This is a genomic window from Vibrio penaeicida (assembly GCF_019977755.1).
GTDB lineage: Bacteria > Pseudomonadota > Gammaproteobacteria > Enterobacterales > Vibrionaceae > Vibrio > Vibrio penaeicida.
The window spans coordinates 743,287-765,506 of the sequence record NZ_AP025145.1; the positions used below are offsets into that span (position 1 = coordinate 743,287).

At 43.8% G+C, this 22,220-nt stretch carries 15 protein-coding genes; 12 read left to right on the forward strand and 3 right to left on the reverse strand.

Going from position 1 to position 22,220, the window contains the following annotated elements:
• Window positions 1-122 precede the first annotated feature (122 nt).
• The 8 genes from LDO37_RS21695 (at window position 123) to LDO37_RS21730 (ending at window position 14,220) form a co-directional block, all read left to right on the forward strand.
• Window positions 123-4,625 carry an amino acid adenylation domain-containing protein gene (locus LDO37_RS21695; RefSeq protein WP_126606313.1) on the forward strand — a complete coding sequence of 1,501 codons (4,503 nt, stop codon included), beginning with the start codon at window positions 123-125 and terminating at the stop codon, window positions 4,623-4,625.
• Window positions 4,626-4,823: 198 nt separating this feature from the next.
• The gene (fepB, locus tag LDO37_RS21700) at window positions 4,824-5,789 is read left to right on the forward strand and encodes a Fe2+-enterobactin ABC transporter substrate-binding protein (RefSeq protein WP_126606312.1); all 966 of its coding nucleotides are present in this window, start codon (window positions 4,824-4,826) and stop codon (window positions 5,787-5,789) included.
• 19 nt (window positions 5,790-5,808) lie between these two features.
• Window positions 5,809-6,846, forward strand: coding sequence for a FecCD family ABC transporter permease (locus tag LDO37_RS21705; RefSeq protein WP_126606311.1), 1,038 nt, complete (start codon window positions 5,809-5,811; stop codon window positions 6,844-6,846).
• Window positions 6,843-7,904: a FecCD family ABC transporter permease gene (locus LDO37_RS21710; protein WP_126606310.1), complete on the forward strand. Its 1,062-nt coding sequence runs from the start codon at window positions 6,843-6,845 to the stop codon at window positions 7,902-7,904. The genes LDO37_RS21705 and LDO37_RS21710 overlap by 4 nt, the downstream gene beginning before the upstream one ends.
• A 211-nt stretch (window positions 7,905-8,115) precedes the next feature.
• Window positions 8,116-11,586 (forward strand): condensation domain-containing protein, encoded by a 3,471-nt coding sequence (locus LDO37_RS21715; protein WP_126606309.1) that lies wholly within the window; start codon window positions 8,116-8,118, stop codon window positions 11,584-11,586.
• Window positions 11,587-11,700: 114 nt separating this feature from the next.
• Complete coding sequence (locus tag LDO37_RS21720) at window positions 11,701-12,513, forward strand: ABC transporter ATP-binding protein (RefSeq protein ID WP_126606308.1); 813 nt, start codon at window positions 11,701-11,703, stop codon at window positions 12,511-12,513.
• Between the two features lie 6 nt (window positions 12,514-12,519).
• Window positions 12,520-13,227, forward strand: coding sequence for a 4'-phosphopantetheinyl transferase family protein (locus tag LDO37_RS21725; protein WP_126606307.1), 708 nt, complete (start codon window positions 12,520-12,522; stop codon window positions 13,225-13,227).
• A gap of 99 nt (window positions 13,228-13,326) precedes the next feature.
• Entirely contained in the window at window positions 13,327-14,220 is an 894-nt protein-coding gene (locus LDO37_RS21730) for a patatin-like phospholipase family protein (RefSeq protein ID WP_126606306.1), read from the forward strand.
• 87 nt (window positions 14,221-14,307) lie between these two features.
• Here the strand turns inward: LDO37_RS21730 and LDO37_RS21735 are convergent, their stop codons facing one another.
• The 3 genes from LDO37_RS21735 to LDO37_RS21745 form a co-directional block, all read right to left on the reverse strand.
• Entirely contained in the window at window positions 14,308-14,811 is a 504-nt protein-coding gene (locus LDO37_RS21735) for a GNAT family N-acetyltransferase (protein WP_126606305.1), read from the reverse strand.
• A 104-nt stretch (window positions 14,812-14,915) separates the two neighbouring features.
• Window positions 14,916-15,854: an endonuclease/exonuclease/phosphatase family protein gene (locus LDO37_RS21740; RefSeq protein ID WP_224055875.1), complete on the reverse strand. Its 939-nt coding sequence runs from the start codon at window positions 15,852-15,854 to the stop codon at window positions 14,916-14,918.
• Window positions 15,855-16,579: 725 nt separating this feature from the next.
• A complete protein-coding gene (locus tag LDO37_RS21745; protein WP_126606302.1) occupies window positions 16,580-16,942 on the reverse strand; it encodes a hypothetical protein in 363 nt (120 codons plus the stop codon).
• Between the two features lie 311 nt (window positions 16,943-17,253).
• On the opposite strand from LDO37_RS21745, the gene LDO37_RS21750 reads away from it, so the two are divergent.
• From LDO37_RS21750 to LDO37_RS21765, 4 genes are all read left to right on the forward strand, one after another.
• A complete protein-coding gene (locus tag LDO37_RS21750) occupies window positions 17,254-18,456 on the forward strand; it encodes an MFS transporter (protein WP_126606301.1) in 1,203 nt (400 codons plus the stop codon).
• A 290-nt stretch (window positions 18,457-18,746) separates the two neighbouring features.
• Window positions 18,747-19,739, forward strand: coding sequence for an ABC transporter substrate-binding protein (locus LDO37_RS21755; RefSeq protein ID WP_126606300.1), 993 nt, complete (start codon window positions 18,747-18,749; stop codon window positions 19,737-19,739).
• 192 nt (window positions 19,740-19,931) lie between these two features.
• The gene (locus LDO37_RS21760; protein WP_101109912.1) at window positions 19,932-20,831 is read left to right on the forward strand and encodes an ABC transporter permease; all 900 of its coding nucleotides are present in this window, start codon (window positions 19,932-19,934) and stop codon (window positions 20,829-20,831) included.
• Window positions 20,824-22,050, forward strand: a complete 1,227-nt coding sequence (locus LDO37_RS21765) for a quaternary amine ABC transporter ATP-binding protein (protein ID WP_126606299.1) — start codon at window positions 20,824-20,826, stop codon at window positions 22,048-22,050. Before LDO37_RS21760 ends, LDO37_RS21765 begins: the two co-directional genes overlap by 8 nt.
• The last annotated feature ends 170 nt before the right edge of the window (window positions 22,051-22,220 follow it).

Genomic DNA, 22,220 nt, shown 5'->3' on the forward strand with positions numbered 1-22,220 from the left:
ATTGTTATTAGATGATAATAATTATTATTAATATTTGAGTTAAGCCTGAATGTGGTGTATTTAAATACTCAACTTTGCCTTTGGGCACATTTTTAATGGATTAAATGAGTGTGGAACTACAAATGAAAGAACTGACAACGATGCAAGCCGCTTATTTGGTTGGGAGAGAAGCGGGGCAATCTATGGGGGGGGTAGCTGCTCACATTTATGCTGAATTTGATGGAAAAAATATTAACGAGGAGCGGTTAGCACTTGCGGTAACTCGGCTTTATGCTGAGCATCCTATGCTAAGAATGAAAATCACCCGTGAGGGGCAGCAAACCATTTCTCCTTTGTCCTCTATTCATAAGCTTGTTATTGATAGTATCGAACACTTAAACTCAGAAGACACCGAGTCATTTTTACTAAACAAACGTGCCACTAAAACAGATCAAAAGCTCGATTTAGAGAACGGGCAATGCATAGAAATTAGCGCCACCTTTCATTCAAAAGGTCAATGCCGCCTTCATATCGACGTGGATATGATTGCTGTTGATGCCCAGAGTTTTCGAATTTTAGTAGAAGAGTTAGCCAAATTTTACACAAATGAACAACCTGGAAACGACGTCCCGGAAGGGGTTCCTTTTTTTGAATATTTAGAGGAACAAGCCGCAGACAAATACCTAATCTCGAAAAGAAAAGAAGACAAAAAGTGGTGGCAAGATCGATTGGAAAGTGTCGCAGATGCGCCTGCATTTCCTTATGTTAGCGAGAGTATTGACCGTCAACATGGTCACAGTCAGCGATTTACTCATTTGTTCACACCTGACGAGAGAGCGTCTATTGAAACCCTAACTAAAGCGTATCACTTAACTCAGACTCAGCTCTTTTTGACGCTATTCTCACAAGCGATTGGGAGTTCTTGTAACGATCCGGATTTCCGATTGAATGTGCCCACTTTCCATCGAGGGTTTTATAAAGGTGATGTTGACGCCATCATTGGTGATTTTTCCAATTTGCTGATTTACAGCGCCAGTTTAAAAGCGCAAGAATCTACTCTTAACCATTGTCGTCGCACAGCCAATCAGCTTAATCAATTACTTAGCCATGAACACTATTCAGGTGTTGCGTTGATGCGTGATCTCTCTCGTCATCATGGTACGGTGCAAGCTTCACCCGTTGTATTTACTTCGGGTCTGGATTTTGATGGAGACAACCTGTTCACTGATGCTGTCACCGAGGCATTCGGTAAGATGAATTGGGTGATATCTCAAGGTGCTCAGGTAACTTTAGATGCTCAGATAGCCCCCGCATACGATGGAATATTCGTGAATTGGGATGTGCGGATGGATGTATTCCCTGAAGGTTTTGTTCAAACACTTTTCGATAAGTTTGTAGCTATCGTACGATCATTAGCAGCCAACCCTGAAAGCATCCATCTCTCATTGGAACAGACGTTGGCAAATCTGGGATTTGATTGTCCTTCACTACCTCTGAAAAGCGCATCACCTAAACCATTGACTGAACTTCAAAAATCTTACCTCTTAGGTCGTTCCACTCAGATTCCGATGGGTGGCACTGCAATGCATGAATTCAGGGAATACCGAGGTAAGATCGACTCAAGCGTTGTTGAATCTCGTTTAGAAGCGCTAGTAAAAAAATACGACGCACTTCGCACGCATATCGATGAGCTTAAACTGTTGCAACACGTTTCTTCTAAGATTTTCCTTAACTTCCACTCACACGACTTTCGACACCTTTCCATCGAGCAATCCCTGGAAAAAGTCGATTCTATTCGTATGGCAAGTAATCATACGATGCACGATCTCTCAAAGTCGCCATGGTCGGTATCGGTTATCCAATTGCCAGAATCTGATTTAGCGTATCAAACGGTGGTATTTACCAGTTTTGATGCGTTAATCGTTGACGGAAGAACACACTCTCTTATTCTTTCTGAGTTACTGAAAAAGAATAGCAATCAACTGCAAGAGCTCAGCACGAATCAAGCGCCTGTTTCAAACCAAAAAAGCGAAAAAGACGATGCTAAAAAACTTGCAGACGAAACATACTGGGAGAACAAACTGAATTCAGAGTGCGCGCCACCTTCACTTCCTTGGAAGCAACGCATAGAAAACATTAAAGCCTCACGCTATCAGCGAGAAAGTATCGTCATAGAGAAGTCGGTGGTGACTCAGTTGACAATGGCGAGCGCTGCTAACAGTTTGTTCTTAAATTCAGCTCTTTCAGCCTTAATCCTTGAAGGGATGTCTTATTGGACTACCGAACAAGAGATGAGGGTAGGTTTTCCTGTTGCTATCCCGCAAAATGATCGTCCACTGGGAAATGACTCGACGTTTGTTATTCTGGAATACCGTAAAAATGTTGGTACCTTATTAGAGCGTGCTCGAAGCATGCAGAGTGATATGCTTGAGGCTCTCGACCATTTGGATTTCTCGGGTGTTGATATTAATCGACAACTCATGAGTTCCCGCTCGACCTCATTGGCGTTACCTGTAGTGGTCACCAATGGTTTGGCGTGGGATACCTTGTCTGAGGAAGACGATTTGGTGTTCTCCTCCGGTGTGACTCAAACACCTCAGGTTGCTCTCGATATTCGTCTAAATTTCGATGAAAGTAAGAATCTTGTTCTGAGTTTCGACTATGCCGTTGACGCCTTAGATAAGCAAGTTGTTGTTTCGATACTCGCGTCAATTGAACGCCACGTGCAATCGGTGTGTGAGAATAATCATTTCGATGTTGCTCCACACGAGGTTGTAAACCTTGATCATTACAAACTGAACTGCGACCCGTCGGATTTTGAACGCTCTAGGTTTTTAGCCAAGATTGCAAAAAATTTGGGTGAGGACGCGTCGAGTGATATTGCGGTTATATGTGGCGACAGACAGATAAGCTACAAAACTTTTGGGGAAGATGTACATAAAGTGATGCAGCACATTGCTCACCTTGGCTTGAAGCAGGGTGATGTGCTAGCTATATGCATGCCTAAAAGCCCAGAGCATCTGGTGATGACTATTGCTTGTTCATTGGCTGGCATCATTTGGGTACCTATTGATGCTTCATCACCAGAAGAGCGGTTGGATTATTTATTAAGCAATTGCAATGCTAGTTTGGTGGTGAGTATTCAGCCTTCTGGTAGAGCAAACGCCGTGACCTATGAATCGCTCTTGCAGCCCGTTGATGAAACCTACGTTTTACCTTCCAACGATGAGTTAGAAGTGTTGAGTAGAAGTGAGCAAGGGTCTTACTACTTATATACTTCTGGAACAACAGGAAAGCCCAAATGTGTAGTGATGAATAGCCGAGCGACCTCCAATGTCATTGGGGAAACCTGTAAAGCGTGGGAAATTACATCTGACGATGTTTTGATGTGTGTGACGCCTTTCCATCATGATCTTTCTGTGTTCGATATCTATGCGTCATTCTCGACGGGCGCCACCATTGTGTTGCCGGCAGCAGGAGAAGAAAAAGACGCAATCAGGTGGAATCAGTTGGTTGAGCAGCATGGCATTACCATCTGGCAATCGGTGCCAGCACTTATGGAAATGCTGCTTTCCTGTATGCAGGGTGAAAAACTGAAATCTTTACGGCTAGTTTGCCAGGGTGGAGATTACGTTAAGCCTAAGACCATTGAAGAGCTTCGGGCGCTAGAGCAAGATATCCGCATGGTTTCCATTGGCGGACCAACAGAAACGACTATATGGAGCGTATGGCATTATGTGACAGACGAGGACATCACCGTTATTCCGTATGGTCGACCATTCCCTGCAAACCAATACTTCATTATGGATGGGTTAGGGAAGCACGTTCCACAAGGGGTTGTTGGCCGAATCATGACAGTCGGAGCAAACCTTGCTTCAGGCTATTTGGAAGATGGTGAGTTGAAACAAACTGACTATGTGACAATTGTGGATGATCAAGGTAACGAAGCCAGAGCCTTTAGAACAGGGGATTTGGGTTATTACCGTGAAGACGGAAACATCATCTTTGCAGGGCGAGTTAACGGTTACGTGAAGGTTAGAGGAGTGCGTGTCTCGCTTCCTGACGTCGAGAAAGAGCTAAATCGATGCCCTGAGGTTGAACAGGTACTGATCGTGGATTACACGGAGCGTAATGGTGACATTGCTTTGGGTGCAATTTATACCGTTGCCGAAGGTCAATCTGCAAATGCGGCAGATATACGTGAATTTGCCCAACAGTGCTTACCAAACTCTCATGTTCCTTCTCAGTTACTGGAGTTGGATAAGCTCCCACTTTCGCGAAACGGAAAGTTCGATCGTAATCAAGCGAGAGAGATGTTGGTTCGTTCAATGGATCAAGCAGCCTCAAATCAGAAATCCTCACTGAGTTCGTCCCCGGATATGGCGAGCCTTGCTAACCAGAACCGCCACATCACTTCAGCGACTCTGCCAGATTTTGCGAAGATCATTGAAGCTTATGAACATGTAATTGGGAAGCAAATAGAAGGTTTTGACGAAAACAGTGCATTCCTATCGCTCGGGCTAAAGCCTTCTCACCTAAAGGGGGTTTCCACTCAACTTAGCCAGGCTTACGGACGTAACGTGTTCGCGCGAAGCTTAATTAAGTGCAGAAACGCGAAAGAGGTACGTGAGGTCATATCGGGCTGAGTTTTATCTATTGCTATGCCTATGTAACGGTAATGAACTTGGAAAGGATTCATCACTCCAAGTTCTTCTCCTTAAAGTGGACCAGAACATGAGGTTCTATTCTAAATCTTGAGGTCTCTTGGGTAGCTATCAAGCTAACGTTCACTGAGTACACACCTCACATCATTAACTGTAAGACTAAATTAAGTTATAAATAAAATGAGAATCAATTTTATATATAAAATCATCACCTTGCTTATGATCTCAGTTTCGGTATCTGTTTTTGCGAAACCATCATCGACAGCCAATGACTCTTACCCAAGAACCTTTGTTAATGCCGATGGCTCTGAAACGGTCATTCCTACTAAGCCAACCCGAATCCTTTCTACATCTGTAACGGTAAGCGGTACTTTGCTTGCTATTGATGCTCCTTTGATTGCGAGTGCTTCTAGCTACGAAGGGTGGTTTTTTAGGCAGTGGGGGAGTTTGGCGAAGGAACGTCAAGTCGAAAATATATGGCCTGCAGGTAGCGTCGATTTGGAGGCTGCATACCTTCACGAACCTGACTTAATTGTAGTGGCATGGCGCGGTGCCGATTCAGCAAGAGATCAAATTGCGGAGTTTCAACAAATTGCCCCGACCATTGTGGTGGACTATAGCACTCAATCTTGGCAGGACTTAGCCACCAAACTTGGTGTTGCAACAGGTCTGGAGAAACAAGCGAATCAACGTATTACTGAGTTCGAGCAATTTGTCGAAGAGAGCAGGAATAAAATAAAGATTCCAGATGGGAAAACGAACATTGTTGCCTATTTTGGTGCTGGAGCGACCAATGCAATCGCACTGGAAACAGGTGTTCATGCTAAGTTGCTTTCCGATCTTGGGTTCAAAATGGAAGTACAGAATCGCCAATGGCACGACAATAGTGTCCCTCTTTCCGACTTCTTGCGAGTGCATTTTGAACTGCTTACACAACTTAAGGCACAAACTACTTTCTTGTTAGAAGCGAATGAAAAAAGCGCAAAATTGTTTATGCAAGATCCCATTCTCGTCAATCTTCCTTCTGTGAAAAAGAACCAAGTTTTTGGGTTGGGTATGAGTTCCTTCAGAATCGATATGTACAGCGCAACGGATATTGTGAATAGAATTGTTGAACGGTTTGGCAATCAGCCTGATGAAGGCTAATGGATAAAGGTCCTCCGGAATGACGATCATGATTCATAGTCGGTCTTCAGAGTTTTCCAGAGACGCCAAAAGGCGTATCTGGACTCTCATTGGGCTTGGGCTGTTGTTGGTTGTGTCTTGCTTCAGTATTTTTATAGGCACACACACTATCTCACCTAGCGTGACCGTGGATGCCATAGTGGCGTTTGATCACAGCAACAGTGACCATCTTTTGGTTCAGCACTTGCGAATTCCCAGAACACTTCTCTCTATCGTTGTGGGCGGAGCGCTAGGTGTTTCTGGGGTTATCATGCAAGCTTTAACCCGCAATCCATTGGCGGATCCTGGGGTGTTAGGAGTGAACGCAGGTGCAACAGTTGCAGTCGTGTCGGCCATCGCGTTTCTTGGTATCTACGAAGTTGCCTACATTATGTGGTTTGGCTTGTTGGGTGCGGCTATTGCAGGCGCGAGTGTGTTTGTTCTTGCAGGCATTAGAAAGGGGGTCAATCCCGTCAGAGTTGTGCTTGCCGGCGCAGCGCTGTCCGTCGTTTTACTCTCACTTACTCACATGATCACAGTCAATAGCCATGAGATGGTGTTTGAACAGTTTCGTCACTGGTCAGTCGGTTCATTTCAGGGTCGTGGCTATGATGTGGTGATTCCTACCTCAATGCTCATTGCAGTTGGATTACTTATAGCATTCTCATTAAGTAAAGCCTTTGATACCGTCTCGTTAGGGGAAGACGTTGGGCATGCCCTTGGCGTAAACCCAATCAAAATATGGTGCCTTGCTTCCATCGCGATTGTGAGTTTGGCTGGTGCTGCTACGGCAGCAGCAGGACCGATCAGTTTTGTTGGTCTTACCGCCCCTCATATCGCACGAATGCTGTGTGGTCCCGACCATAAATGGTTAATGCCATTTTCATTGCTTATCGCCTCGATTCTGACTCTGGTGGCCGATGTGTTAGGACGGGTTATTGGGCATCCAAGCGAAATCAGTGTTGGAATCATGATTGCGTTGATTGGCGGTCCGTTCTTTGTTTTTCTTGTTAAGCGTTGGAAAATTTCTCAACTATGATTCTTCCAAACTCTCTTTCTCGTCAGCCAAGTCATGACTGTGTTTGGCGTATTGGTGATTACTCTGTTTCTTATCAGCCGCTGCATATCATGGTTGCTTCAGTGCTTCTGTTTATCATTTTTACACTTTCTGCTTATTCGATGACGTTGGGTAAATTTAATATCTCCATGATTCAAGTTGTCGACGCAATAGTGGGAGTGGGAGAAGGTGGTGTCAAAGAGCGAGTGATACTCAATATAAGATTACCGAAAGTACTAACCGCCGTTTTTGTAGGGGCGGCGTTGGGAATATCTGGGGCTGTTTTCCAGTCGGTTTCTAGAAATGCACTTGGTTCACCAGATGTCATTGGCTTTACAACCGGTGCAGCGACAGGGGCAATTGTACAGATTGTTTTGTTTGAACAAGGAGCGCTAGAAGTCGCGATAGCGGCAATCGCTGGTGGTATTTTGACGGCGATCATTGTGTATCTCTTGGCGGTAAAAGCAGGGGTGGTTGGAGGCTATCGCTTAATACTGACTGGGATTGGCATTGGGTCTATTTTAAGTGCGCTGAATGGTTTGATGCTTGTGAAGGGGAGTCTCGACAGCTCAATGACGGCTAACCTTTGGCTTGCGGGGTCTTTGCATGCAAGGACATGGATACATGTATATCCTGTGCTCCTCGGTGTGTGTTTGCTGTTGCCTGTCATGATGATTCTGAAGCGTTCATTGTCCATGATTGAGATGGGAGATGATATCGCTACTCAGCTGGGTATTCGAGTCGAACGTGTGCGCCTTTCGATGATTTTCTTTGCAGTGGTCTTAGCTGCGCTTGCAACGGGAGCTGCTGGTCCTATTGCGTTTATTGCTCTTGCCACCCCTCAACTAGTCTGTAGGCTAAGGCAGTCACAAGCATTGTCATTATTCTCCTCAGCACTTATGGGGGCATTACTTGTCTTGGCAGCGGATATATTGATTCAGTGGCTGCCATTTCAAGCCAGTGTACCCATAGGTCGAATGACGGGCATCGTAGGTGGTATCTACTTGATTTGGTTACTAACTCGGTCTCGCCAGTTTTAGATTCTCGTGCTAACAACAATATTGCATTTAATACAAATGAGAATGCTTTACATTAAGCTTTATTGGGAATAAAGTACCCCACTGACTTATATTTACCCAAGTGATCTCAAGAACTTAAAGCCTCATCGAGCAGTGTTTTTTGCCTGTAAATATGTGGCATTGACTCCCTTAAAGGACAACTCTGAGCATACTCAGAGCAGGAGAAAGGAACATGACAAGTAACAAGCACCACTTGCAGGAAAAGAGTGGGCGTGGCAACGCAGTAACAGAATTTGAAGAACGAGTATGGATGCACCATCAACAGAATGAAGATGGAACAAGTCAATACTCTGCGGCTTATCATCTCACCGGAAAAACCAATATAGGTAGGTTGGTTTCTTCATTAAGTAAACTCCCCCAGTTTGTACCGTCCCTTAATGTTTGCTATCAATTTGATGAAGACGCTGGATTACTGAAACTAGAAGGCAAGGCGGGTTCGCAATCCATCAATATCGAAGCGGTTGACTCCGTTCAAGATGCGATTTCTCATCTTCAAGGTAAACAATCCACTCCAATAGTTCTGGAAATTCAGTCACCAATCCAATTCACCGTGTATATCTGTGAAGAAAGTGAGGTCGTACTGGGCGTAATTTCAAACCAAATATTGAACGGGGAAGTGTCTTGGAAAGAAATTTTCGAGGTACTGAGTTCTTTATACAATCATGGTCTTTCGGCCATTGATAACTTAAGCCAGACACCGCACCGACTGGGTTATACTCCTTTATCAAAATTGCACGATCTTTCAGAATCTCGTTTGCCATGGATTAAGCGCCCCACGCAAGGTATTGATCTGGTGCAAACGGGTGTCAGTGAGGATGTTTCGTCTTATCTACAAGCACCAGTACCAAGAAAATTTTCAACGTCGATTCAAAGAAATAGCTACGAAAAACGTTTTGGAAGAACGATGAGTGAGGTAGAAATCCTTGCTGCAACAGCGGTTCTTTTTGCTCGCTATGTTTCAGAATCTAATGGGTTAGAGAGCTTGGATGTGTTTGTCCCAGCGGACATTAGCCAAAAAGATCGCGAGATCAGCGGGTCCATGATTGAATCGGGTCTAACACACTTGACGTTAGGCGATGTCAACGTTGATCTTGGTCAAGCGATTGCGGAAGTCGTGGCACCCCTAAATTCTGAACGTCCATCCGCTGCTTGCTATGACACATTTTCTGAATCTGCAGCCCTGGTGACGTGGCTTGTTGACCCAGCAAACCACATTTCGATGGAAGATGTCGAAGCGAAAAAGCTGCCAATTGCTCCGCTTCATCCTAAATTTGAAATTTCTTTGGGGGTAGGCATTGATCAACAAGGTGAACTTGGTTTTGAGCTTGTGACTGGTTCGACCGTCTCTCCTCACATCGGTGCGTACTTGTTCGAGCAATTCATCGCATACATTGATGGTGAAAGAGTGGCTAAGCCAGTTGTAGAGGTGCAGAGCATACTTTCAAAAGACGAGCTGAAGCCAGTTATTAAGCAAACTCGTTCCATTTCTGATGTGATTCTATCCGAGTTCCGAGAGGCTCTAGCTTCCGATAACATGACCAAAGACGATGACTTCTTTGACTTTGGCGGGCACTCGCTGATTGCGACCAGAGTTATTGGTCGCCTGCTAACGAATCATGGAATTGAAGTTCATATTAACGATTTGTTCAGTCACCCAACGGCTACAGAATTAGCAAGGCACGCTAAGAGCGACGATAGTATTGAGTCGGCAACGGAAGCTGAAACAACGAAAACCTCCTATGTCGAACTCATTTTGGCAGAATTCCGAGAAGCCTTGGCTTCGGACACAATGACAGCAGAAGATGACTTCTTTGATTTTGGTGGGCATTCATTGATTGCAACCAGAGTGATAGGAAAATTGCTGACAAACCATGGAATAGAAGTCCATATTAACGATTTGTTCAGCAACCCGACAGCGGAAGAATTAGCAAAACTTGCCAAGGGTGACGATGAGATTGATTCGATAGAGACAACTGCAGTACGAGCTGACACGAAGAAAAGATCCAATGTTGAGCTCATTTTGGCGGAATTTAAAGAAGCGTTGGCTTTTGATTCAATGGTAGCGACAGATGATTTCTTCGATTGTGGTGGGCACTCGTTGATCGCAACTCGAGTCATTGGTCGCTTACTGACAAATTATAATCTAGAGGTCAATATTAATGACCTGTTCAGCTACCCAACAGCGCAATCATTGGCTGAACATGCAGTGTCTTGTTCATCAGCGCAGGAGGAAGGTCAAGGTGCTAGTTCTCAGGTGGGCTCGTCCAGTGCACCACTGTCGCTTGCTCAAAATTCATTATGGAAAGCGATCACCAAGTACTCCAAATTCGGTTTAGACAATATTTTCAATTTACCATTCGCACTGCGTTTCCTAGACGAAGTTGATGAGGTGGTATTTGGAGAAGCATACCGAGATATTCTTGTTCGCCACACGGGGTTAAGGACTCAGTTTTTTAATAACAATGGCAACCCCATTCAGACCGTGGTTGATGCTAAAGACATCGACAATTACAAGTGGTTCTGGACGTCAGATGAATGTGAGAGTGAAGACAGAGACGAATTTCTCAAACAAGAGGCAAGTTATGCCTTCGATTTAGAGAATGATCTACCTATCAGAATGCGCTTCATTCGCTGCAAAGAGTCTGGTTTGCAATTTCTATCCATCTTATTCCACCACATTGTTCTAGACGAATGGTCAGTAAACTTGATGATGGATGAGCTGGTACACGCCTACAAACAGCGTTTGCAAGGTAAGTCTCCAGTTTGGAGAAGCGAACCGCTGCCATTCCATGAGTTTGCTCGTCAACAGAGAGGTTCGGATGTCAACCAGAAGCATTTGGATTACTGGCTGAACAATCTGAAAGATGTGCCTTGGGCGACACCTATTTTCCCAAAGGATCATCCTTTGAGTAATACAGCTGAAACGTCTGTTGGAGAAGGCGGCTGGGTTGAAATTCAAATTGAAAAAGAGGTAAGGGAAGGGCTGTATGCACTTGCTAAATCTCAACGTGCGTCTTTATTTAACGTTGTCTATGCGTCAATTGCGACGTCTTTGCACTTTTTAGGTGCACCAGAAAAACTCATTGTAGGTACGCCATCGGCTGGGCGACTGGATGCAGAGTACTTTGATACCATTGGATATTTCACCACTATTGTGGTGCATTTGGTTAAGTTTGCTGACGTTAAGACAGTCGCGGAACTGATCGCCCAAGTGAAAAACAATATCAATGAGTCCATGTCCTACACAGACATTCCTATCGACCTTATCGAAGAGGGGCTTGTTGAAGGTGAACCAGATGTTGATGGCCACATGTTCGAAGTGTTCATTCAGCTTCATGCTAAAAACAAGTTTAATGGTGCTCTTGAACTGCCAAATGGCGATCGACTAGATTTCCAGCAAGTTGATCCGGATAAAAGTGAATCTGGTTTAGGTCTGCAATTTGAAGTGATGGAAGAAGTGGTTAACGGCGAACAAGTTCTGCGTGTAATGATGAGTTACATGTCAAATAACTACAGTTCAGCTCAGGTTGAACTTTTGTCTGACACAGTAAGCTCTCTGTTTGCTGAGTTTGCGAAATCCGCAAAAGGTGACCAATCGCTTGAAGCCATCAAAGGACGAGTTATCGAATCAGAGATGGTGTAACGCTCGTCGTACATTAGCAATGACAAAGTAACAAATCGTTGCGTTTGAGCAGCATTGAGGGGAATATACTCTCAATGCTGCTTTGTTGTTTATATATCGTTAAATCAGGAAGTTATGATCCAAACCACTGCATCGCCATTAAATACGTTGTCTCGGCTAAAAGGCGAGAACCTCAAACTTGCCTATGAAAATCGAGTTATTTGCGAAGACCTGGAACTCTGCATTCCAGATGGAAAATTTACCGTGATTGTCGGACCGAATGGATGCGGCAAATCGACATTGCTTAGAAGCTTATGCAGATTGCTCAAACCTTCAGAAGGGCAAGTTTGCCTAGATGGAAAAAACATACAGAAAGTACCGGCAAAAGAGTTAGCTAGAGAATTAGGCTTGCTGCCTCAAAGCTCACAAGCGCCAGATGGTATTCGAGTGGTGGATTTGGTGGCACGTGGTCGATACCCACACCAAAAGTTATTCAAGCAGTGGAGCCCTGACGATCAAGAAGCCGTCTATCAAGCCATGGAGGATACAGGTGTAACCGAATTGGCAGAAAGGCAAGTGGATGAGCTTTCAGGTGGTCAGAAACAACGTGTTTGGATTGCCATGGTGTTGGCACAGAAAACGCCCATCGTATTACTCGATGAACCAACCACATTTCTAGACGTGGCGCACCAGATCGACCTTTTAGAGTTATTCAGAAGCCTCAACAGAGAGAAAAACCACACGATTGTTGCTGTTCTGCATGACTTGAACCAAGCCTGCCGATATGCGGATCATTTGATTGCGTTTACTGGTGGAGAAATCGTTGCACAGGGTGAACCCAAATCCTTAATAGATGCTGCGTTAGTAAAACAAGTTTTTGGTTTAGATAGCGTTATTATTGATGACCCAGTAAGTCATACTCCATTGATTGTACCCCTTGGGAAGTAACGTATTATGTCTTTTCTATCTGAACTGGAAGTTCGCACACTCGGTCCACAAAAGATCTGGCAACGTCGGTTTGATGTAAAAGCGTACACTGATCTTGCTCCCCAAGCACTGAACATTGTGTTACCCAAAGAAATGGCGCGCGCCGTACCAAAACGTAAAGCGGAGTTTGTGGCAGGAAGAACCGTTGCGCGAGAAGCACTTCAAAGTGTGGGCTGCAATTGTGCCGAATTACCCATTGGGGAACATCGAGCCCCCATTTGGCCAAAAGGCTGGATAGGAAGTATTTCGCATACCGATGACATGGCGCTAGCGACGGTAGGTTTAACGAGTGAAGTGAGCATGCTGGGGTTAGATGTGGAAAACCTGATTGAAGACACTCAAGTGGACTCACTTATGCCAATGTTTGTTAGCCCCATAGAGCTTGAACTGTTACCCGCGACAAAGTTGTCACGTCAGGCATTTGCAACATTGGTATTCTCGGCAAAAGAGAGCGTTTTTAAAGCCATTTACCCTTATGTGAAGACTTACCTAGAGTTTACTGATTCTATACTTATCGGTATTGATATGGTCAGAAGGGAAGCACACTTTAAGTTGTGCGCACAAGGCGAAGCCGAATTTGGGCAAGCATTAGAATTGTGTGTGTATTTCCATTTTGAAGGCAGTAAAGTTTATACCCTCGTATGTGATCATAGAAAACATCGATTGATTCGATAGAAACTACCGAATTTATACCTATTCCTTCCAGCGTTATTCTGTTGATGTTCCTATTCTGCAAGTCATTTACAATCAACAGATCCTAGAAGGTACTTAGGTATGACAGCACAACAAAACATATCAGGTAATCGAGCCCTTATTGTTGAAGGCGGCGCGATGCGCGGCATATTTGCAAGTGGCGTTTTGGATGCTTTTCTTATCGATAATTTTCAACCGTATGATTTTGCCATCGGCGTCTCAGCTGGTGCATCCAATCTTATTGGGTATCTTTCTAAATACCCAAAGCGCAGCCAAAGAGTGATTGTGGAATTGGCTACGCAGAAGCGATTTTTCAATCCGACTCGATTCGTTCGAGGAGGTGATTTGGTGGATGTTAAGTGGCTGTGGGAGCAGGCGAATTCACTTTACCCCATCAACGAAGAAACGTTATTTTCTGCCATTCCAATGTTCGCTGCCGTCACCAATGCCATTACGGGTAATGCCGATTATTACAGAGTGAAGCCCAGTAATATCGCGCATGTTATGGAAGCAACTTCAGCACTGCCGATTGCCTATCGAACAACGCCGTGCTTTTCTGGAGGGTGTTATACCGATGGTGGTGTCGCGGATTCTATCCCTGTTAGAGAAGCGTATAGGCGTGGAGCGCGTGATATTACGGTTATTTTGTCGCACCCTTTGTCGTACACCATGCCTGAAATGAAATTCCCTCGATTGATGGATCAACTGCTGAAACGCTATCCCAATATGGCAGAAGCGATGAAGCAACGCGCTCAAAACTATAATGAGTCGCTAGATTTTATTCGAAACCCTCCTAAAGGTTGTGTTGTTAGGGTCATCGCACCTGATGAGCAATTCAAAGTGGGGCGATTTACCATGAAGCAAAGCGCATTGATGTCTGGGTACGAGAAAGGTGTTGGTGCTGGAAGAACCCATATGGAAAGACTATCGGGTACTTATGGGCTGACAGAAGAGGACTGTCATTTCTGTGTGTAAGATAGAGTATAAATACGATCTATCATAAAAGCGGTTGATTGAAAAAAGCGGCGTTTGCCGCTTTTAGTGTCCAGAGTTAAGCTCGGTCTAATTTTTGTGGCTTGGGTTGATTCGAGCCATATGAAGAACATTGACAAATTCGCCGTCTCGAAATGCACCATCGACCGCTTCACCCTCCACTTTGAAACCAAACTTCTTATACAAAGCCAACGCAGCCTCATTATCGCAGTTTACATCCAACTCTATTCGTCTCAGGTTCAGCCATTTGTCGGCCAGATGAATAACGGTTTCAAGCAATTTACTGCCAACACCCATGCCATGATAATCATCATGAATACCTAGCCCGAATCGACCTACATGCTTTAATCGAGGTCGCTGCATGTGCTCAAAGCCAATATTGCCAACGACTTTCCCATCAACTTCCGCCACATACGTGTATACGTGTTCCGGAATGTTACTAATTCGGTTATGCCACATTTGAGGTGAAGGTAAAGGGAGCTGTAGGGTTTCTCTGTGCGCTTTCGGCTGTGTGTAAATCTCGCACAATGCGTCTACGTCTTTTAATTCTGTCGGTCGGATATTAATGTCCATACTGCTCTCCTTTTTACGCTTGTCAGTTCATTTTTTAGTGTTTTGTTTTATGGGTGAACCTTCAAAATAACGAAAAAAGTTAAGTAAAATCAATGATTAATTTTTTAATTAATTGAAGCAACAACAATGCCATGATCGCTGCTCATCGAATCTTCATCATAATTTGGCTGGACAAGATGCTTATCGAGAGTTTTATGCTGGATTAAACAAGAAGTGAACTCCTGAGATAGCAGAATATAATCAAGAGTATTTCCTTGGTCACCATAATAATGTGACGGTGTTCTGATAGATGTTGGTGAAGAAAGCTGCCAGCTATCAGAAAGGTAGAGCTTATTTTTTTCTACCTGAGTATGTTCTTTTAGTAGCGGCTCGACCAAACATTGTATCGATGGGCTGGTCAGGTTCTGATTCATATCGCCCATTAAAATCATAGGACGGTCAAACTGAGATTTAATCTGTCTCAACTGGTGGCGCAAAGCCATGGCTTCTTCGTTTCGTTGTTGGCTGGATTTTAATGATCCAATAAATTCATCTGAGTAGCGAGAGTAATGGTTTTCTGGGTTTTCTACGTCCATTGGGCGCTGAGATTTCAAATGAACCACAACCACATCGATCGTTCCAAGCGTTGGTGTTTTTATCACAGCGTGAAGTGGCATTCGAGAATAGTTGAATGTTGCGGGTAAACCCAAGGCATGTCGTGTTTGCTTATCTATCGTTAAGCCTTTGCTCTGTACGATAGGGTGCTTTGACGCCAGTCCAGTCACTGGCTTGAAATGGACATAATCACTTTCAACATGAGGTTGCTCCACTGTCGTGAAGTTCATCAGACCGGATGAGTGACAGATTTTTTCCAGTGGTTGTGAGCTAAAAATTTCTTGAAAGCCAACGAGGTCAGCTTGGATGGAAAAAAGTTGGTTAGCGGTCCAAATACACTTTTTCTTCCACTCTGAGACAGTGTAAATGTTATCGAATTCGTAGAACGCGTTAGGCGGTTCGATGAAGTTGAATAAATTAAATGTAGCGATTTTGAACGCTCGATTCATGATCAATAAAAGAACCTATTTTAATAGTAATATACCCAAGTGACCTCAAGATGCAGGATTCAGAGCCTCATATGCTGTTCCAGTTCAAGGAAGAGAACGCAGCGGAATGGCAGGTCCTTTCCAAGTTCTTTGACGATGAAATGGGACTGCATATGGGCTCCCAAGGGCGAGTTTAACTGGCTTTCATACTGCGTTGCCGATTCTTGATTTAGAACCACTAAATCTTCAAATCGGTGTCTTGTCTGAAAGACAGTTAATTCTCGCTGAACCTAGCATCTTGAGGTTACTTGGGTATATACGCAAGTAACCTAAAGTAAAACTAAACCTAGCAATAGATTTAACAGAATCTAGTAACCGTTACTCTAAGCATGGCACGAAGTGAGATAAGGTGTCGAATTTAATGGCATTTGAGCAGCTCGTATATAGAGAGTTCTCAGATATTAAAAGGTAGTACAAGGGATGTTACTTGGGTATAGAGGGCATTTTGGCTCTATTTAAAGGAAACTAAATGCAATTAGATCGGGGCTGTCAGTATGTAATACTCACAAGCAGTAGGATGATGAATCGAAAACTCACAATCAATTTGTCGTGAGTTTTCTTATTAAACGTAAGTTGAGAAGAAGTATGGTTACACACTCAATTCGGCATTACGCAGCGACGTCAAACAATCTGAACAAACGGAAGTGCTCACTGCTCCGTGTGTAGCCAATGCTATATCTCTCAAATTAACATTTACCAAAACTCTTCTTCACGATAACCCTGCCTAACGCACTGACTGTTACCGTCACTCCAGAAGGAATGCCCCAAGTCGTGCAGATGTCTAGACATGCACTAGCCGCAGTACCATTTGGAATAAAAGGGGGAATTGGCAGGCATACCTTTCCAATACCAAGGGGAAGGTTTAAACAAACTTTGCCATTTTCGACAGTCACATTAATACAGGTCGCAGCTGCGAAAGAAATATGCCCATCATCAGCCAAGTTACTACTAGCCAGTGATACTGTTTTCGAGTTGCTACTATGATGGTTTGCCACGTTATCAAGGGAGTCTTGAATCTCTTTTGGATCAAACTCATGGAAAGTACTCATATTGGTTTCCTCAGTTTAGAATGTTATTAGTTTTTATGCGTAAATGCCTTTAGCAACCACTTTCACTTCTACGTAAGGCAGTGAAATTGTACTTCACCTTTTAAATGATTGTTTGCATGATTAGCGGCAGTCTCAAATAGGATGCATAACGCCCTATTTAAGTTGCTGGAAACATATAGAGAAGTCACGATGCGGCTTTTCAAGCCCTAAAGTTGCCGCAACCCATAAGTGACATAATCTGTAACATAAGGTAAAACTAAACCTAACAATTAGGGTCAGCAGAACCTAACCACATCTAATCTAGGCTGTATATGGAACATTCTAAAACACTCAACGGAAAACCTACTTCATGGAAAACGCCTCATAACTTTCTGATACTCATCTCTATAGTGGTGCCTATAGCTTTCTCGAGTTGGCAGGCACTGCTGAACAATTTTGTAATAGAGAAGGCAAACTTCGATGGCTCCGATATTGGGTTGCTACAAAGCGTGCGTGAAATTCCTGGTTTTCTAGCGTTTACCGCTGTCTTTGTTTTGCTGTTCCTCCGTGAGCAACGCTTCATTATTTTATCTTTGATCATGTTAGCGGTGGGTACTGCCATTACTGGCTTTTTTCCATCGGTAGCGGGTTTACTTTGTACTACGTTGTTGATGTCGATTGGTTTCCATTACTTCGAAACGTTAAAACAATCCTTATCGCTTCAATGGTTAACAAAAGACGAAGCGCCAGAGTTTCTTGGCAAACTCATTTCCATCGGTTCTTTGGCTGCTCTGTGTACCTATGGCGGCTTGTGGGTCGTGTTAGAGCTGATCGAATTGGATTTTAAGTGGGTATATTTGCTCGCTGGTGGCTCCGCCCTCGCGATTGTTATCTTTATTGCAATGTCATTTCCTGAATTCGAATCTAGAACCCCCCAGAATAAATCTCTGGTGCTTCGAAAGCGTTACTGGCTCTATTATGCCTTAACCTTCATGAGCGGGGCTCGTCGGCAGATATTCGTGGTTTTTGCCGGTTTTCTTATGGTCGAAAAATTTGGCTACAGTGCGGCAGACATTACGTTGTTATTTTTGGTTAACTATCTATTCAATTGGTTGTTTGCAAAGAAAATTGGTCGATTAATTGGTCGGTTTGGCGAGCGGAATGCACTGCTGTTTGAATATGCAGGGTTAATTTGTGTTTTCGTCGGGTACGCCTTTGTAGATTCAGCGGAGTGGGCTGCAGCGCTATATGTTGTTGATCATTTGTTCTTCGCATTTGCTTTAGCCATTAAGACTTATTTTCAAAAAATTGCCGATCCCGCAGATATGGCTTCAACGGCAGGTGTCGCCTTCACCATCAATCATATTGCCGCTGTTGTGATTCCGGTAACATTCGGCTTTTTGTGGTTGATTTCCCCTGGGAGTGTTTTCTTGGTTGGTGCTGGCATGGCATTGATTTCTGGCATTCTTTCTTTCAATGTACCAGCCGCTCCGGAAGAGGGTAACGAAGTGCGCTGGGGGCAAAGCTTTTCTTGAGTTCTTTGTTGATTATTGGATTTTGACACAGACAACCAGCCTTAAGTAAGGCTGGTTTTTTTGTTTTAGAGCACAAAAATATATACCTGAAATCATTGGCTATACTTAACATTATATTTCGAGTTCTAATGAATATTTTTGCAGTTGATCTGAGTTTAGTTTAAAAACTGCGCATATTTTAAGGTTATTTTCGCGAGGATTCATTATAAAAGGTGAATTAACCTGTTTTTTTGCTTAGTACTCTAAATATTGTTATTTTACGCACCCAGTTAAGAGAGGAAGGAAACTCAATGAAATTTAAAATGACCGCACTAGCGTTATTGTCTTTAAGTACTGCATCCACAGCTTACGCTGAAGAGTGTGGAGATGTCGCTATTGCCGATATGAATTGGAACTCTGCGAGTCTTATCGCCAATATCGACCGCTTCATTCTGGAGCATGGTTACGGATGTGATGCAGAGCTCGTACCTGGTGACACAATGCCAACAGGTACATCTATGATCGAGAAAGGTCAGCCGGATGTTGCGCCAGAACTTTGGAGTAACAGCCTAAAAACAGCTCTGGATAAAGGGGTAGAAGAAGGGCGTTTGCGTTATGCCGGTAAAGCACTCGTGGACGGTGGTGAAGAAGGGTTTTGGGTTCCATCTTACCTGGTGAAGAAATACCCAGAATTGGCAACAATCGAAGGTGTGAAAAAGCACGCGAAATTGTTTGAACACCCAGAAGATCCAGACAGCTCGGCATTTTACACTTGTCCAGCCGGTTGGAACTGCCAAATTTCATCAGGTCACTTGTTTAACGCTCTAGGGTTAGATAAAGCGAAATTCAGTATTGTTGACCCAGGTTCAGGTGCTGGTCTTTCTGGTTCGATTGCAAAAGCGTATGAGCGTGAAGAAGGTTGGTTTGGTTACTACTGGGCACCAACCGCTATTTTGGGCAAATATGATATGGTGAAAGTGGACTTTGGAAGTGGTGTCGATAAGGATGAATTCGTAAATTGCACAACATCTGAAGAGTGTGCAGATCCTAAAGTCACCATGTATCCGCCTTCTCCTGTTCACACAGTAACAACGGAAGAGTTTGCTTCACGTGCTCCAGCAGCTTATGAATATTTCACTAAGCGTGGTTTTACAAATGCAGACATGAACCGTTTACTGGCTTGGATGGAAGATAACCAAGCTGACAGTGAAGAAGCGATGACTCACTTCTTAGAAGAATACCCGCAAATTTGGCATAGCTGGGTATCTAAAGAAGTTGTCGCTAAAGTTGAAAAAGCACTTTAAGCAAATCTTTCTAGAAGTGTTATTTGGATTATTTTATGACGCCAACAGACCCTAATAAGGCAATGTTGGTTTCAGAAGATCATCTGAATTTGCTTAAGCAATATAGGCCTGTTTGACAATGCGGGTCGTACAAAGATGTACATCGGGGCAGTCTAGGAGCGTCTAGCTGCCCCGTATGGTAAAGGAAATATTATGTCTGACAGTAGCTGGTTAACCAGTTTCCCTGAAATGGATCGCGCTGACCTCAGAACGATTCGCAAAACATTAGATGGGGCTTACAAAGAGTTTTCCCGTGAATACGGTGACTTGATTGAAGCAATTTTTGACCCTCTTCTCTCTTTTTTAATCTGGTTTGAAAAGCTCCTCATCTCAACCCCATGGTTTGTTGTACTCGCAGTGTGTACGGGGCTGGTCTATCTCGCGAGTCGTTCCTGGAAGCTAACGATAGGGTGCGCTGTTTCACTCTTGCTTATTGGGTATTTCGGCATGTGGGAAAACACCATGCGAACACTTAGCATAATCACCGTCTGTACGGCGCTTGCGATTATAATAGGTATACCGATAGGTATCGCTATGGCACGCTCTAATAAAGTGCAATCGGTCGTCACACCACTTCTTGATGTAATGCAGACGATGCCTGCATTCGTTTACCTCATTCCTGTCGTTATGCTTTTGGGTATCGGTAAAATCCCTGGTCTTATCGCCGTAATTATTTACGCGATACCACCCGTTATTAGGCTAACCAACCTCGGTATCCGCCTTGTGGATAGTGAAGTGCTGGAAGCGGCAACAGCCTTTGGTGCTAACCGCTCTCAACGTTTATGGGGAGTACAGCTTCCACTGGCGATGCCAACAATTATGGCTGGTATTAACCAAACAATCATGATGGCACTTTCAATGGTCGTTATCGCTTCGATGATCGGGGTTAAAGGATTGGGTCAACCTGTTCTTAAATCGATTACCAACCAGTATTTCACTTTAGGGCTTTTGAATGGCTTTGCCATTGTGGCCTTAGCCATTTTGTTTGACCGATCTTCACAAGCTTATGCAAAACGTACGCAAGCACACCTAGGAGGGCTTAAGCATGACTAAGCCACTCATTGAAATCAGCGATTTGTCGAAAGTTTTTGGCTCTAACCCAATGTCTGTGGTTAAGCGAGTTGAAAATGGTGATTCAAAAGACGACATCTTAGCGGAAACCGGTCACACCGTTGGTTTAAGAGACATCAATCTTAAAATCAACAAAGGCGAGATATTCGTCATTATGGGGTTATCTGGATCGGGTAAATCCACACTTATTCGTCATTTCAACCGATTGATTGACCCTACCCAAGGGAAGATCATGGTAGAAGGCATTGATGTGATGAGCTTAGATACCAAAGAATTGGAAGACTTCCGTAGGCATAAAATGTCGATGGTTTTCCAGCGTTTTGGTTTACTGCCTCACAGAACCGTTGTTGATAACGTTGCTTACGGCTTGGAAGTACAAAAAGTTGATAAAGCACAACGTATCGCTAAAGCCACTGAGTGGCTAGAAACCGTTGGTTTAAAAGGGTACGAAAAGCAGTATCCTGCTCAGCTTTCAGGTGGCCAGCAGCAACGTGTTGGCTTGGCTCGCGCGTTGTGTACGGATGCAGAAATCTTGCTGATGGACGAGGCTTTCTCCGCCCTCGATCCGTTGATTCGTAGTGAAATGCAAGATCAGCTGATTGAATTGCAAGAAAAGCTGCATAAAACAATCATCTTCATAACGCATGACTTGGATGAAGCACTTCGCCTTGGCGATCGTATCGCGATTCTAAAAGATGGCGTACTGGTGCAAGAAGGGGCACCAGAGGAAATTCTTCTGCACCCAGCCGATGAATACGTTGAAGCCTTTGTAAAAGACGTAAACCGTGCTCGTGCGTTAACCGTAGAAACCGTGATGCAGCCGCCGGCTTATCGTGTTTCTGCCAAAACGATTGAAGAAGCACTCATCCAAATGAAGCAGCTTAAGAATGATTATGCTTACCACGTAACGGATGAAGGTTATCAAGGCTTGCTAACCCAAGAAGGGTTGAAAGACGCTGCCGCTATGAAGGATAGAACCGACATTTGTGAAGAAATTTACGAATCTGTGCCTTCTATATCTCCAGATGCCATTATTGAAGAAGTGCTCCCTGAAACAATGTGTTGTGACTACTCGCTGCCGGTTGTTGATGATGAAGGTAATCTGAAGGGAGAGTTAGAGCGAAGCGCTGTGGCCGATATTTTTTCAGAAGCGTCTGAAGAAAATGACTCACAAGAACGCAAGTTAGCCGCGAACCTCTAATGGTTAGTTTTGATACATTTAGGATGTATCAATGTTTTTAGATAGAGCCGACGAATTTGTGTCGGCTTTTTTTCGCTTCTCAAAAATGCAAAAAAAAATCTCAGGTGAACGTAATTGTGCCTAATTCCGGTCTATATTTGTATTGATAAGTTTATTATGGAAAGCTTATA

Bases quoted from the DNA above. Each gene is read 5' to 3' on its own strand.
- LDO37_RS21695 (WP_126606313.1), top strand. From the start codon at position 123: ATGAAAGAACTGACAACGATGCAAGCCGCTTATTTGGTTGGGAGAGAA.
- fepB (WP_126606312.1), top strand. From the start codon at position 4,824: ATGAGAATCAATTTTATATATAAAATCATCACCTTGCTTATGATCTCA.
- LDO37_RS21705 (WP_126606311.1), top strand. From the start codon at position 5,809: ATGACGATCATGATTCATAGTCGGTCTTCAGAGTTTTCCAGAGACGCC.
- LDO37_RS21710 (WP_126606310.1), top strand. From the start codon at position 6,843: ATGATTCTTCCAAACTCTCTTTCTCGTCAGCCAAGTCATGACTGTGTT.
- LDO37_RS21715 (WP_126606309.1), top strand. From the start codon at position 8,116: ATGACAAGTAACAAGCACCACTTGCAGGAAAAGAGTGGGCGTGGCAAC.
- LDO37_RS21720 (WP_126606308.1), top strand. From the start codon at position 11,701: ATGATCCAAACCACTGCATCGCCATTAAATACGTTGTCTCGGCTAAAA.
- LDO37_RS21725 (WP_126606307.1), top strand. From the start codon at position 12,520: ATGTCTTTTCTATCTGAACTGGAAGTTCGCACACTCGGTCCACAAAAG.
- LDO37_RS21730 (WP_126606306.1), top strand. From the start codon at position 13,327: ATGACAGCACAACAAAACATATCAGGTAATCGAGCCCTTATTGTTGAA.
- LDO37_RS21735 (WP_126606305.1), bottom strand. From the start codon at position 14,811: ATGGACATTAATATCCGACCGACAGAATTAAAAGACGTAGACGCATTG.
- LDO37_RS21740 (WP_224055875.1), bottom strand. From the start codon at position 15,854: ATGAATCGAGCGTTCAAAATCGCTACATTTAATTTATTCAACTTCATC.
- LDO37_RS21745 (WP_126606302.1), bottom strand. From the start codon at position 16,942: ATGAGTACTTTCCATGAGTTTGATCCAAAAGAGATTCAAGACTCCCTT.
- LDO37_RS21750 (WP_126606301.1), top strand. From the start codon at position 17,254: ATGGAACATTCTAAAACACTCAACGGAAAACCTACTTCATGGAAAACG.
- LDO37_RS21755 (WP_126606300.1), top strand. From the start codon at position 18,747: ATGAAATTTAAAATGACCGCACTAGCGTTATTGTCTTTAAGTACTGCA.
- LDO37_RS21760 (WP_101109912.1), top strand. From the start codon at position 19,932: ATGTCTGACAGTAGCTGGTTAACCAGTTTCCCTGAAATGGATCGCGCT.
- LDO37_RS21765 (WP_126606299.1), top strand. From the start codon at position 20,824: ATGACTAAGCCACTCATTGAAATCAGCGATTTGTCGAAAGTTTTTGGC.